This is a genomic window from Thalassoglobus sp. JC818 (assembly GCF_040717535.1).
In the GTDB taxonomy this organism is placed as follows: domain Bacteria; phylum Planctomycetota; class Planctomycetia; order Planctomycetales; family Planctomycetaceae; genus Thalassoglobus.
Map to the genome: position 1 here is coordinate 357,586 of NZ_JBFEFI010000006.1, position 13,763 is coordinate 371,348.

Annotated in this window: 11 protein-coding genes; 7 read left to right on the forward strand and 4 right to left on the reverse strand. The window is 52.8% G+C overall.

What is annotated here, in order from left to right:
• Positions 1–129: 129 nt before the first annotated feature.
• Complete coding sequence (locus AB1L42_RS17435) at positions 130–264, reverse strand: hypothetical protein (protein WP_367058790.1); 135 nt, start codon at positions 262–264, stop codon at positions 130–132.
• Positions 265–338: 74 nt separating this feature from the next.
• On the reverse strand, positions 339–1,970 hold the full coding sequence (locus tag AB1L42_RS17440) for a glycine--tRNA ligase (protein WP_367059068.1): 1,632 nt from the start codon (positions 1,968–1,970) through the stop codon (positions 339–341).
• A 428-nt stretch (positions 1,971–2,398) separates the two neighbouring features.
• Between AB1L42_RS17440 and AB1L42_RS17445 the strand changes: the two genes are divergently transcribed.
• The 7 genes from AB1L42_RS17445 to AB1L42_RS17475 all read left to right on the forward strand — a co-directional run bounded on the left by AB1L42_RS17445 (position 2,399) and on the right by AB1L42_RS17475 (position 10,672).
• Entirely contained in the window at positions 2,399–3,637 is a 1,239-nt protein-coding gene (locus AB1L42_RS17445) for a pitrilysin family protein (protein ID WP_367058793.1), read from the forward strand.
• Positions 3,638–3,816: 179 nt separating this feature from the next.
• Positions 3,817–5,379 (forward strand): lysine--tRNA ligase, encoded by a 1,563-nt coding sequence (lysS, locus tag AB1L42_RS17450; RefSeq protein ID WP_367058796.1) that lies wholly within the window; start codon positions 3,817–3,819, stop codon positions 5,377–5,379.
• 220 nt (positions 5,380–5,599) lie between these two features.
• Positions 5,600–5,809, forward strand: a complete 210-nt coding sequence (gene csrA, locus AB1L42_RS17455) for a carbon storage regulator CsrA (protein WP_146506941.1) — start codon at positions 5,600–5,602, stop codon at positions 5,807–5,809.
• Between the two features lie 253 nt (positions 5,810–6,062).
• On the forward strand, positions 6,063–7,712 hold the full coding sequence (locus tag AB1L42_RS17460; RefSeq protein WP_367058801.1) for an MFS transporter: 1,650 nt from the start codon (positions 6,063–6,065) through the stop codon (positions 7,710–7,712).
• Positions 7,713–7,829: 117 nt separating this feature from the next.
• Positions 7,830–9,029 carry a M20/M25/M40 family metallo-hydrolase gene (locus tag AB1L42_RS17465; RefSeq protein ID WP_367058805.1) on the forward strand — a complete coding sequence of 400 codons (1,200 nt, stop codon included), beginning with the start codon at positions 7,830–7,832 and terminating at the stop codon, positions 9,027–9,029.
• A gap of 40 nt (positions 9,030–9,069) precedes the next feature.
• Entirely contained in the window at positions 9,070–9,933 is an 864-nt protein-coding gene (gene folP, locus AB1L42_RS17470) for a dihydropteroate synthase (protein WP_367058808.1), read from the forward strand.
• A gap of 337 nt (positions 9,934–10,270) precedes the next feature.
• Positions 10,271–10,672, forward strand: a complete 402-nt coding sequence (locus tag AB1L42_RS17475) for a hypothetical protein (RefSeq protein WP_367058811.1) — start codon at positions 10,271–10,273, stop codon at positions 10,670–10,672.
• 10 nt (positions 10,673–10,682) lie between these two features.
• Here the strand turns inward: AB1L42_RS17475 and AB1L42_RS17480 are convergent, their stop codons facing one another.
• Together AB1L42_RS17480 and AB1L42_RS17485 are read right to left on the reverse strand one after the other, a co-directional pair.
• Positions 10,683–12,146, reverse strand: a complete 1,464-nt coding sequence (locus AB1L42_RS17480; protein WP_367058814.1) for a DUF1501 domain-containing protein — start codon at positions 12,144–12,146, stop codon at positions 10,683–10,685.
• A gap of 123 nt (positions 12,147–12,269) precedes the next feature.
• A complete protein-coding gene (locus AB1L42_RS17485; protein ID WP_367059071.1) occupies positions 12,270–13,733 on the reverse strand; it encodes a DUF1501 domain-containing protein in 1,464 nt (487 codons plus the stop codon).
• Positions 13,734–13,763 lie beyond the last annotated feature (30 nt).

Genomic DNA, 13,763 nt, shown 5'->3' on the forward strand with positions numbered 1-13,763 from the left:
TCGTCTCGATTGCGGATTCATCGATCCGTTGATTCATCGAAACTTCAACGCACTCATCGAGCAATGGTCGATCGGATCATTCATACGCAGTTGCTCCACCGACTGGAGTGACAACTGACTTTCCGCTTGCTACTGGGCTCGCGGATATACAGCCAGGATCGGCTGTTTAAGAATTGTGGCTGGGTCTATCCTTCCTCCGGCCACAACCCCATTCGCCCCGAGTGTGAAGAATGGATTCAACACGGGGCGAATGGTTTTTCTCACCTCAAACTCTTCCAATCCAATTTGCTTCGGGTTGCAAATTGCACGGTTCAGAGCGGAGCCTCGCAAGAGATTTCTCAAGCTCGAAGCCGCTTCGCGATCTCATCGACGACGTCGTCGACTGAAATTCGGGTTTGCTCCAGCGAATCACGGTCACGGATTGTCACTGTTCCGTTCTCAAGAGTTTCTCCGTCGACTGTCAGGCACCAGGGAGTTCCGATTTCGTCCTGACGTCGGTATCGACGTCCGATCGCTGCCTGTTCGTCGTAAGTGGCTGCGATCCCGGCTGCTTTCAGAGCCCGGTAAATTTCCTTGGCCTTTTCCGGTTGGCCGTCCTTTTTGACGAGCGGAAAGACCGCTGCCTTGATCGGTGCCAGTCGTGGATGAAACCGCATGACAACCCGGCTTTGCATCTTCCCTTTTTCGTCGGGCTGCTGGTCTTCGAAATACGCTTCGCAGAGAAACGCCAACGTCGCGCGATCTGCACCGGCTGACGGTTCGATGACGTGAGGAATGAACCGCTCGCGAATTTGATCATCGAAGTACGTCAGGTCTTTTCCAGATCCACGATACTTTGGCTGACCATGTTCGTTCAGTTCGACCTCAAGCGTTCCCTCGTCGGTCGCTTTGAGTTTGCCTTCCATGTGTGAGCGAAGGTCAAAGTCACCACGATGGGCGACACCTTCGAGTTCGCCATATTCTCCTTCCGGAAGAAATGGAAACGCGTATTCGATATCCGCCGTTCCGACGGAATAGTGCGCGAGTTCATCCTTGTGATGTTCTCGAAGGATGAGATTGTCGCTTTGAATTCCGAGGCTTGTGTACCACGCGAAACGACGATTCCGCCAATACGTGTACCACTCTTGCGACTGGTCGGGATGGCAGAAGAACTCGATCTCCATTTGTTCGAATTCTCGCGATCGAAACGTGAAGTTCCGAGGAGTAATTTCGTTTCGAAAACTCTTTCCGATCTGACAAATTCCCAGTGGCAACTTCACTCGACTGGAATCGACCACGTTCTTGAAGTTGACGAAAATCCCCTGAGCGGTTTCCGGTCGGAGAAAAGCTGCATCGTCTTCGGTTCCGAGTGCTCCGATGATCGTTCGGAACATCAGATTGAAATCGCGCGGAGCGGTCAGCGTGCCTGCCTCCGACGCGTCAGGTCCAACAACGCTTGAATATTCATCGACGGAGATTTTGGTCAGGCTTTGGACGTCCCCTTCCCATTCGAGCCGATCGACATACTTCTTTTTCAGGCCGAAAAAGCTGAGGGCGCGATCCTGAATTTCCGCTTCTTCACCGACTGCGGTGACAAAAACCCGCTTCGGTTCAGCAGCTTCGCCGTCAGCTTTTCTCTTGGATGTCACCCATCGCCCGTTGACGTGATCGTGTCGATATCGCTTCTTGGCTTCCTTGCAGTCGACCATCTTGTCCACGAACAGGTCATAATGGCCGCTACATTTCCAGACTTGCGGATTCATGATGATCGTCGTTTCTACACCGACCATTTGAAACGCCTGCGGAGCCCCTTCCGGAGCATCGATGGGATCGTGCCCGGAGACCATATCGTGCCACCAGGATTCGCGGACGTTTCTCTTGAGTTCCGTCCCGAGCGGCCCGTAGTCCCAAAACCCGTTCTGGCCTCCGTAGATTTCCGAATCCTGAAAGATGAAACCGCGTCGCTTACAAAGCGAAACAACCTTGTCCATCAACTCAGACCGATCTGACTGCGACATCATCCGCGAACTTCCTGAACATAAATAAGGGCACGTGTAGTTTTGAGGATCAACGCGAAGTGTAGGGACGGAGTCAAGGTGCGGTCCAGTGTGATCCTGAGCGAGGTGAAAACCATCAACTTTCGTTGACAGCCGCCGACCGAGATCTCAACTCCTGAACTCTTCCGAACAGAATTTCAATTCGTTCATGAGCAACTCGCTGGACCATTCGAATTTCTGCGATCTGTCGCCTACACTTCCCCATTCGCTCGCTGAATTGCCCGACTGTCGCGCCGGCAGACGAGATTCCCGTCAGCGAATCAGCGAATGAACAGAGAAGAGCGATTCGCTCTGAATTGCAGCGTGTCAGGCACAACTGCATCCGATGCGAGCACGTGAGCCCTCAACACTTTTCAAGATCAATGCATAAACAATCAATTCAGGTTCATCAGCTGGACAACGGTCTCACGCTTCTCATCGAACAGATGAAACACGTGCAATCGGCAGCCTTTACACTGATGACGCCAGCTGGAGTGGCTTACGAACCGAATGGCAAAAACGGAACCGCTGCCGCTGCTCTCGATTTGATGACCCGCGGGGCTGGCGGACGTTCCAGTCGTGAGATCACCGCAGCTCTCGATTCTCTCGGCGTGCAGGGGAACGACAGTGCCGGCTGGAATTTCCTCTCGTTCTCAGGCGCAGCCTTGGCTGAGAATGTCGCGGAGGCGATTCCGATCTATGCGAAAATCCTTCGGGAACCGCTGCTGCCAGAGGATCAGTTTCTGGCGGTCATCAATGGGACGTTGCAGAGTCTGCTCGCTATTGAAGATGACCCGCAACGGAAAGTCTTCGTCGAACTCCGCAAACTGTGCTACGACGCCCCATGGGGACGTCCCAGCGACGGAACACTTGATGACATCCGATCGTTGACCTACGACGATCTCGTTTCGCATGTCCAACAAAAAGTCCGCCCGAATGGTGCCCTGATCGGCGTCGCAGGCAACGTTGACCCTGTTCGAATTCAAGAAACCATCGAAGCTTGTTTCGCCGACTGGGAAGCTCTCCCCGAACCACAGTTCGAAGTAACTCCCGCAGCGAACGGAATTCACCACATCGACCACGAGTCGACACAGACTCATATCGGGCTGGCATTTCCCGGAGTTCAGTACGGAAGCCCCGACTATCTGACTGCCTGGGCTGCGGTCAGCATTCTCAGTGGAGGCAGCAGTTCCCGACTCTTCACCGAAGTTCGCGAGAAGCGCGGACTCTGTTATTCCGTGTACGCCACTCTGAACAGCCTGCTCACCGAAGGCCGTGTTCTGGCTTACGCAGGAACCACGACCGAACGAGCACAGGAGACTCTGGACGTCATGATGACGGAAATCCGCAAACTCGGCGACGGCATCGAAGACGCTGAACTTCGACGATGTAAAGCACGAGCGAAGAGCGCCCTCATCATGCAACAGGAATCGACAGGGGCTCGTGCATCGTCGATTGCGAGAGACTGGTTCCATCTCCATCGAGTGAAGACGCTGGAAGAAATTCACTCCGAAGTGGAAGCGATCACCGTCGAGCAGATCCAGGACTTCTTGAAACGGCATCCACTGGAGAACCCAACGCTCCTCACAATCGGAGCCAAACCGCTGGAACTCAAGAGCTAAAACTTCAGTCCGGCTGAGTTTTATGGCGAATGCATCGAACAATTTGCTTCGCCAACTTCAAAGACAATTCTTTATCCAACCACAAGCATCATCAGGAACGCGATCTCCTGCTCAGGGCGAACCGAATCACAGTCGATCGGGTCTTGCGTTCCTAACTCAATGAAACAAAAGTCAAACTCATGGCGACACCACAAAAGATCGATCGATTCGAAAAAGCCCGGCTCGAAAAGCTCAACAAGATCGTCGAACTCGGTCACGACCCTTTCGGCCAGCGTTTTGACGGGCACATTTCGATCAGCGCTGCTCGACAGGAATGCCCGGAAGAAAGCGGCGTGAATGGCGAGAAGGTTCGCGTCGCTGGCCGCATCGTGCTGAGACGAAAAGCGGGCAAGCTGCGATTCTTCGACATCAAAGACTCATCGGGGAAAATTCAACTCCTCTTCTCACGAGGAGATTTGTCTCCAGAGCAATGGGAGCTGATGGGGCAACTCGACCTCGGAGATCTCATCGGCATTGACGGATCAATGCGTCGAACCGACTCCGGGGAGGTTTCGATCTGGGTCGAAGAGTTAACCGTGCTTTGCAAGTCGCTCACCCAACCTCCAGAAAAGCACCACGGAGTAACAGACGTTGAAACTCTGCTCCGGCATCGTGAACTCGACCTCATCTACACAGAAGGAGTTCGAGACAAACTGGTGCTGAGAAGCCAGATCATCAACTCCGTGCGATCCACTCTTGGTCAGCAGCAGTTCACCGAAGTCGAAACTCCGGTACTGCACGCTATCGCTGGCGGAGCGGCAGCTCGACCGTTTACGACTCATCACAATGCCCTCGACATCGATCTGTATCTCCGGATCGCGTTAGAGCTTCACTTAAAGCGACTGATGGTTGGCGGCATTGAACGTGTTTATGAGATTGGACGCGTCTTTCGAAATGAAGGAATTGACGCAACGCACAATCCCGAATTCACGATGATCGAAATCTATCAAGCGTATGGAAACTACGAATCGATGATGGACCTCACCGAAGCCATCATCGCCGATGCTGCGCGAGTCGTCCTGAAAGCTTCAGGCACGGACGTTGAGAACGAACGATTGGTCCTTCCATGGGGAGACAAGTCGATCGACTTCACTCCGCCCTTCCAGCGTAAGACGTACGCCGAACTCTTCGAACAGCACGCAGGATGTTCAATGAGCGACGCGGAAGCTGTGCAAAAGAAGGCGCAGGAACTCGGAGCGCAAGGACAAATCAAACCCGAATTCCTCGCTCAAATGGAGTCCGGACACATTCATCCGGATGTCATCGTCAGCGAAGTCTTCGAAGCGTGCGTCGAAGATGCACTCGAGGGACCGGTCTTCGTGATCGACTACCCTGCATCAATCTGTCCGCTGACGAAACGCAAGCAAAGCGACCCGCAAATCGCCGAGCGTTTTGAACTGTTCGTTCACGGAATGGAACTCGCGAATGCGTACACAGAACTGAACGACCCGAAGCTTCAGGAACAGCTGTTTCTGACCCAACTCGAGGGACTTTCGGAAGAAGACTCGATGGCGAAGATGGACCACGATTTCATCTCTGCACTCAAAGTGGGGATGCCACCAGCAGGCGGATTGGGAATCGGGATCGATCGGCTTGTGATGTTGCTCACCAACAGCCACAGCATCCGTGACATCATTTTCTTCCCACTTCTTCGCCCGGAAACTGTTGCCAACAAAGAAGATACAACTAAGGGAGAGGAATAATTTTCCGAGAAGGTCGCAAGTTCAGCCGCGGGTCACTTGACGTAACTCCAACAGTTGGAATGAAATCGGCAGATTTTGCAGATCGACTTATTGACCAACTAGAGATTCCCCTCTACCATGTCAAGCGAGAAAAGTGAGATTGTTCAACGTGGGACAGTTTCAAGACAATCGTTCGTCAAGGTTCTCTTCTCACCGAAACGACTCAGTGAGGCGTCTTACTATGTTGGTTCTCTCTCGGAAGAAGAACGAGAGTATCGTCATTGACGAGAACATCGTAATCACCGTGGTTGAAATCCGTGGTGATAAAGTTCGACTTGGGATACAGGCGCCGCGCGAAGTCCCGATTCATCGCAGCGAAGTCTACGAAGCTCTGATGAAGCTGAACGAGTCCAACTCCGGAGACGACGTCCCGGTTCCCGATCAAGTTTAACTCAAATTGAGCTAACGACGAATTTGATGAGTTACTGCGCAAACTGATCACGAAGCCTCGCTTCTCTTTTTCCAAACGCCGCTTTTCAGCGGCGTTTTTTTGTTGCGCAGTCGCAGATTTCTCGATCCGAACTTGCGACAGATACATCAATGTTTCTGGATTTCGGATTCAGGACTAGCTAGGATCACCTCCGATTTCGGCATCCAGCCGTCACGGCATTTTCACATAAGAAATTCCACCGGAGAGCATATTGATGAACACCGCGCAAGAAGCGCCAAGCGCGCCTCAGTCATCGCATTCCACAAGCGATATGATCATGTTCTGGGGCTGTTTCATCGCGCTGATTACGACCGCATTCGCATTCTTCAGTCGAATGTACCTCTGCGATGTTCGATTCGAGAGTGATTTTGGACTTGAGAAAGTGGCGATCGGTGCCCTCAAGGGAGCTGGTGTTTGGCCATTCGCAATTTCGATCATCCTGTTCAGTCTTGTGATTGACCGAATCGGCTATCGCGTTGCAATGATTTTCTCGTTCATTTGCTATGCAATTTATCTCGTTCTCGCATGCATGGCCTATGGAGCGATTCAGGGTGTATCCGGCGAAGAACTCGCCGCAGCCCAGGACCGGGGACACAATCTTCTGTACCTCGGAAGTATCATTCTCGCACTCGGCAACGGAACAGTTGAAGCGTTCATTAATCCGATCGTTGCGACGATGTTCAGCAAAGAAAAAACAAAGTGGTTGAACATCCTCCATGCTGGATGGCCGGGTGGACTCGTCGTCGCAGGTATCATTACCATCGCAATGGCTGACACAGCAAAAACCGGTGACTGGCGACTCGTCCTCGGAACGATCGCAATCCCGGCTGTCATCTACTTCATCATGCTTTTCAATGCGAAGTTTCCTGTCAGCGAGCGTGAACAGGCTGGGGTCAGCTATCGCGAAATGCTTGCTGAATTCGGAGCATTCGGAGCGTTTGTTGGCTTCGGCTTGATCTTCATGCAACTCGGTGAAGTCTTTGGATGGCACCTAAGTGTGTCAGGCGTCCTCGCTGCAATCGTCGCTGTTGCTTTCGGTGCCTATACACAAAGCTTCGGCCGAGGGATTCTTGCGTTCCTGATCGTCATTATGATGCCTTTGGCAACCACTGAAATTGGAACAGATGGCTGGATCAGTGGACTGATGGAAAAGCCAATGGAAGCTGCCGGATACAATCCAGGTTGGGTTCTCGTTTACACATCTGCGATCATGATGGTTCTTCGATTCTTTGCAGGACCAATTGTCCACAAACTCTCACCAATCGGCCTTCTGATTGTCAGTTCCGTACTTGCAATTGCTGGTCTCCTTGCATTGTCACAAACGGGGAGTTCCGGAATCGCGGTCATCTTCGTTGCAGCGACACTTTACGGAATCGGCAAGACGTTCTTCTGGCCAACAATGCTTGGTGTCACCGCAGAACAGTGTCCCAAGGGCGGTGCTTTGACACTGAATGCAATTTCCGGAATTGGAATGATTGCAGTGGGTGTTCTCGGATTCCCTCTGATTGGAGCCCTCCAGGAGAAGACTGCGAGTGCTGAACTCGCTGTAACTTCACCGGAGACAGCAGAAGAAGTTCTGGTTGCGAAGTCTTACATGGGCTTCGACTACGAAGCGATTGATCCGGATAAGAAAAAGGAAATCACCGGAGAGGAAGAAGTTGCTGCTCTGGCAGCTGCTGATAAGGCTGGACAGTTCGATGCACTCGCCAAGATGGCTGTCTTTCCGGCGTTCATGCTTGTCTGCTACTTGATCCTTGGTGCTTACTTCAAATCGAAGGGTGGATATCAGGCAGAAGTCCTGACAGGACATGCTGCCAAGGATGAAGAGTTTACTGGTGGAGTTGAAGGTCCGGCGGATATGTAAAGCCACCATTCAAATCAATCAACGTTTGACCATGGACCCGACGCGTGCATTTCGTGTCGGGTCTTTTTATTGTGACACGTAGAATCCATTTCCAGTCTGACCGTTAGCGAAACGAAAATGTCTCTTGGTGACTCCAACAAACTGACTTCACTTGTTGACGATGCGGCAGTTGATCTCGTTTTGGAGATGATTGCGGTGCCTGGCAAGAGTGGAGAGGAAGCTGCGATCGCCAAGTTGATCGTGGACAAACTCCACGAAGCGGGAGTCGATGAGGCGCAGATTTCATTTGACGAGGCTCACACTCAGAGTCATCTCACCGGACAAAACGGAAATCTGATTGTCGATCTTCCAGGAAATCTGGACCAGCCTCGTCGCTTGTTGATGGCCCATATCGACACGGTTCCGCTGTGCGTTGGTGCCCAGCCGGTTCGTGAAAACAACATCATTCGATCGGCGGATTCGACGACAGCACTGGGAGGCGACAATCGGGCTGGTGCTGCAGTCGTGCTCAACACGATACGACTCATCCAGCAACACAATCTTCCGCACCCGCCTTTGACAATCCTGTTTGCCATTCAGGAAGAAGTCGGCTTGATCGGGGCCAGGTACGTCGACCAAGGCAAGTTGCAGACTCCGACTCTTGGATTCAACTGGGATGGCGGCCGTCCGGAAATCGCTGTCATCGGGGCCACTGGTGATGATCACATCGAAATCGAAGTCCACGGAATTGCCAGCCATGCTGGTGCTCATCCCGAACACGGAGTGAGTGCAGCCATCATCGCTGCCCGGGCGATTCAATCCTTGGCTGCTGATGGATGGCTTGGTCTCATCGAAAAGGGCAAGCAGTCAGGCACCAGCAACATCGGAATCATTCAGGGCGGAGCAGCGACGAACGTCGTGATGGATCACCTGAAAATCAGTGCAGAAGCTCGAAGCCATAATCCGGAATTTCGTTCAAAGATTGTCAAAACCATCCAACGTGCGTTTGAGCAGTCCGCGAAAGAAACCATGAACACTGACGGCAAATCAGGCCGAGTCAAATTCACGACCCGACACAAGTACGAATCGTTTCAACTCGATCCGGAAAACGAGGTCGTCAAAATTGCTCAGCGAGCTGTCGAATCAATTGGATTGACTCCTGAGACTCGGATCAGCAACGGAGGCCTCGACGCCAACTGGATGAACGCTCACGGACTACCCACGATCACTTTGGGATGCGGACAGAGTGAAATTCACACGGTCAAAGAACAGCTTTTTGTCGACCAGTTTCTCAATGCCTGTCGGATTGGACTCACGATCGGAACAGCCACAGTCTAAACCTTCAGATTCAGTAACTCCATTTCGATGAAACCTTGCTGTGAGCCCATCTGACCCAACCATCGAGCGCACGTGGCGATTTGATCAGACCACCTGGAAGAACGGGCCGATTCCCGGAATTATGGGAATCGTCAATGTGACCCCCGACAGCTTCTCTGACGGAGGGAGTTGGATTGTCCCGGAACTGGCCGTTCAGCACGGTCTGATGCTTGTCGAACAAGGGGCCGACATTCTCGACATCGGCGGCGAATCAACTCGACCAGGAGCCAGTCCTGTCTCCGAGGACGAAGAGATTCAAAGGATTCGCCCCGTCATTGAGGGACTTGTCAAACAAACCAAAACACCAATCTCGATCGACACGATGAAGGCGTCCGTCGCGCAGGTGGCGCTCGATGCCGGTGCGAAGATCATCAACGACGTCTCCGGATTCGAATTCGATCCTCAGATGGTGAACGTCGCGAGTCAGTCTGAGTGCGGCATTATCCTGATGCACATGCTGGGCACTCCGCAGACGATGCAGGATGATCCCGTTTACGATGATGTGGTTCGCGAGGTCTCCGAGTACCTGAGTTCACGCATCGACGCGATTTCGCACCATGGAATTGATCCGGAGAGAATCGTCATCGATCCCGGAATTGGCTTCGGGAAGACCGCGGAGCACAATCTCGAACTGCTCACCAACATTCGTCGGCTGCACAATACGGGGCGACCAGTTTTGATCGGGCATTCACGAAAGCGCTTCCTCGGGAAGCTGATCGGCCGTAAGCTGGAAGAGCGACTGGCCGGAACAATCGGTGTTTCAATCGCACTGGCTCAGCAGTCTGTGGAATTGATTCGTGTTCACGATGTCGCTGCCGTGAAGGACGCTCTCACCGCATGGCACAAGCTGCAAGCGAGCGATTGAGAGCGACAACTACATTCTCAATTTCTTTGCACTTTCCCGACGACTCGTGGGATTCATTGCCCACGATGGAAAGTTGGTCTTGTTTGGTGATCCATTCGGCGCTCTGATACGTTAGTAATGGAAGTCTCCCCGCAACGCGCCTCGCTCCGACTGTTCGACACAGCCAATGCCAGTCTGCGAAAATGAGTCCGCAGCAGCACGTCAATCCAATCAAGAACGTTTTCAAATTTGGTTTGCACTGACTCGCACGAGCAAACTCCTGCTTTTCGTGAGTGAGTCCGCGCAAGCGAGTGCACAGAAAAGAGCAACTTACTCTCGAAAGAAAGGATCGCCTGGAATGCCGTTCTTCAAATTGATGGGAATAGTGCCGCTGGGAATCGGCCTCTCAGTGCTGGTGTTCGTTTGGACTCAACCCTTCAATGGCTTTGGCGACATCCCACTGTTCTTCCGCGTGTTTGCGAGTTTCGTGGCGATAGGTTTTATCCTTCAGGGAGCCGCCCTGTTGAGCGGTCAATTGACTGACCCGAAGAAAATCAAGGAGATGCTCCACCGGATTCATCCCGATTTTCCCAAGCAATCAGCTTCTGATGACCAAGGCCCGCAGGACAATACAGAACTCGGATACAGCTGTTCGAGCTGTGGAGCTTCACTCTCGCCCAAAGCGGAGGTTTCCCCTCATGGCGATGTGAAATGCGATCACTGCGGGAAATGGTTCAACATCTACAACCGGCAAGCATAACCACAAATGATCAGGCGAGAATTGCCTCAACGGGATGCTGTTCTTCAACCCCTGTCAGGCGGACATCGAGTCCCTGATGTTTGTAGACGAGTCTTCGGTGGTCGATCCCGAGAGTGTGCAGAATGGTCGCATTGAGATCGTGGATATGAACCGGATCTTTGACGATGTTGTAGCTGAAGTCGTCTGTTTCGCCGTGGACGACTCCACGCTTAATTCCCCCACCGGTCATCCAGATTGTGAAGCACCGAGGATGATGGTCTCGCCCGTAGTTTTCTCTGGTCAGTTTTCCCTGACAGTAAACGGTCCGTCCGAATTCTCCTCCGAAGACAACGAGCGTATCGTCGAGAAGGCCTCGATCTTTTAGATCTTGAACGAGCGCCCAGGCTGGCTGGTCAATGTCGTGACACTGCTTGGGGAGATCGCCGGCGAGGTTTCCGTGTTGATCCCATCCTCGATGGAAAATTTGAACGAAGCGGACGTCTCTTTCCGCCATACGTCTAGCAAGCAGGCAACTGGCTGCGAAGGTCCCTGGCTTGGTGACTTCGTCTCCGTACATCTCGAGAGTCGACTTTGATTCTCCGGAGAGATCGGTCAGTTCCGGGACGGACGATTGCATTCGGAATGCCATCTCAGCTTGTTCGATGCGAGTGCGTGTTTCAGGATCGCCGATGTCTTCGTACGTTTTCTGATTGAACGCTTCCAGTCGATCAAGCATGCGCCTGCGGAGCTCGGTGCTGACTCCCGGCGGGTTGGAGAGAAACAGAACGGGATCTCCATTTGATCGGAGCGAGACGCCTTGATAGCGACTCGGAAGAAAACCGGAGCCCCACAAACGATTGTACAAAGCCTGTGCCTGCTGCCGTCCTGTCCACGAGGGAGTCATCACAACAAACGACGGCAGATCTGCATTGGTCGAACCGAGACCGTAGCTCAGCCATGCCCCCAAACTCGCTCGACCGGGGAGTTGATTGCCGGTGCAGATGTATGTAATGGCGGGATCATGATTGATGGCTTCGGTGTGCACGGTGCGGACAATCGCGAGATCATCGACCATCTTCGCTGTGTGCGGGAGCAGTTCACTGACCCAAGCTCCACTTTGTCCATACTGCTCAAACTTGAATTTGGATGGAGCAATCGGAAACCGGGATTGGCCCGAAGTCATCGTGGTGAGTCGCTGGCCCTGACGGATCGACTCCGGAAGATCGGTGTCGAAAAGTTCATCGAGTTTGGGTTTGTAGTCGAACGTATCAAGTTGACTTGGTGCACCCGCCGCAAACAGATAGATCGCCCGCTTCGCCTTCGGAGCAAAGTGCGGCAAATCAGGCAGACCGGGCGACGCTGCTGCCGATGGTGCGGCAGCTTGTGCGGAATTTCCCATTAACGTAGCGAGCGCAGCTGATCCGAGGCCAAGGCCAGCCTGTCCGAAGAAATGGCGTCGTGTCAGATACTGAAAGTGCTGTTCAGCAGGGTGCATGTGATGCTACTCGCTTTGTCATCAAGGAGCCGAATTCCATTCATCATTGAACGGAATTCGGTTCGAAGATCAATCGTTTTACGGCATCCATTCAGAGCGCTGATGGAATTGTCCGGTTGAATCTTACGCGTACAACGCCGAGACAGATTCGGCTTTGACGAGTTCGCGTGGCTGATTCAAGTGATTGTACACAATGGTATCGGGGGCGATGCCGAATGATTCGTAAATCGTCGCCAGCAGTTCTCCCGGATGAACAGGATCTTCCAGCGGAGCAGAGGCTGTCTGGTCGCTCTTTCCGTGCACATAGCCTCGCTTGATTCCGGCACCGGCGACCACTGCTGTGTAGCAGTATGGCCAGTGATCGCGGCCGTCGTCGCTGTTCCCGTTTCCACTAGTGCTCACTCCGCGCTGTGGACTTCGTCCAAACTCTCCGACAGCGACAACGAGTGTTTCGTCCAACATGCCACGTTCATCGAGATCATTGATGAGGGCGGACAAACCGGAGTCCAACATTGGACCCGACTGTCGTTTCATTCGGTCTGTCAGACCGGTGTGGACGTCCCAGGAATGCTCATTGCTGTTCGCAACTTTTGGCCAGACCACTTCGACAACTCGAGTGCCTGCTTCAACAAGGCGACGTGCGAGAAGGCAACTTTGTCCGAAAGTGTTTCGTCCGTATCGGTCGCGAGTCTCAGGAAGTTCCTGCTCGATGGCGAAGGCATCTCTGGCTCGACCTGAGGAGATAAGTGAGAGAGCCTGATCGTAGTACTCGTTGAGCTTGTAGTCTTTCACCGCTCGGTCGATTTCGGGCATGCCTTCGTTGATGACATCCAACAAGCGTGCTCGACGTTCCATACGGCCACCGTAAACATCGGCCCGCATTTCCAAATCGGTGACGTTGATTTTGTCCATCTTGGTCATGTCCATATCATCTCCCGGTGGATAGAGAGTGTATGGATCGAATGCCTTCCCGAGGAATCCAGCCGTTCCGCCTTTGCCAACAACATTGCTTTCCTGCAGCGGGCGAGGAAGCATGACAAACGGCAACATTGCTTCTTTAACGGGTTTGAGACGAATCAAGTTGGACCCGAAGTTCGGAAAGTCTTTGGGACTTGGTGGTTCGAGTTGGCCGGAGGGGCTCACCTTGTCGGTGGTGTATCCGGTCATCATCTGATAGATCGCTGCGGTGTGGTTGAACAACCCGTTGGGGGTATAGCTCATCGATCGAATCAAGGTCGTTTTGTCGATCACCTGCGCGAGTTTCGGAAGGTTCTCGGTGAATTGAATTCCGGGAATCTTTGTCGAGATGTTCGAGAAGACGGACTTCACATTGTCGGGAACGTTTTCCTTTGGATCCCACAAATCGATGTGACTTGGACCGCCCTGGAGGTAACACAGAATGATACTCTTGGCGCGACCGTGTCCTGCGGAAAGTTCGCTGTTCGCCTGTGCAGAGCGCAGCTGCAACATCGACCCCAGTGAGAGGCCGAGCAGACTACTACCACCGACTTTCAAAATGTCTCTTCGAGAGACTCCCAGATGCGAGTCACACAGATCTTTTCCAGGCTGACCAGGAATTCGAATCATCATGATGAGAGACCTCTAAAAAGGAAGGAT

Coding starts and splice junctions, on each gene's coding strand:
- csrA (WP_146506941.1), top strand. CDS start 5,600: ATGTTGGTTCTCTCTCGGAAGAAGAACGAGAGTATCGTCATTGACGAG.
- lysS (WP_367058796.1), top strand. CDS start 3,817: ATGGCGACACCACAAAAGATCGATCGATTCGAAAAAGCCCGGCTCGAA.
- AB1L42_RS17440 (WP_367059068.1), bottom strand. CDS start 1,970: ATGGACAAGGTTGTTTCGCTTTGTAAGCGACGCGGTTTCATCTTTCAG.
- AB1L42_RS17475 (WP_367058811.1), top strand. CDS start 10,271: ATGCCGTTCTTCAAATTGATGGGAATAGTGCCGCTGGGAATCGGCCTC.
- AB1L42_RS17480 (WP_367058814.1), bottom strand. CDS start 12,146: ATGCACCCTGCTGAACAGCACTTTCAGTATCTGACACGACGCCATTTC.
- AB1L42_RS17460 (WP_367058801.1), top strand. CDS start 6,063: ATGAACACCGCGCAAGAAGCGCCAAGCGCGCCTCAGTCATCGCATTCC.
- AB1L42_RS17445 (WP_367058793.1), top strand. CDS start 2,399: ATGCATAAACAATCAATTCAGGTTCATCAGCTGGACAACGGTCTCACG.
- AB1L42_RS17465 (WP_367058805.1), top strand. CDS start 7,830: ATGTCTCTTGGTGACTCCAACAAACTGACTTCACTTGTTGACGATGCG.
- AB1L42_RS17485 (WP_367059071.1), bottom strand. CDS start 13,733: ATGATTCGAATTCCTGGTCAGCCTGGAAAAGATCTGTGTGACTCGCAT.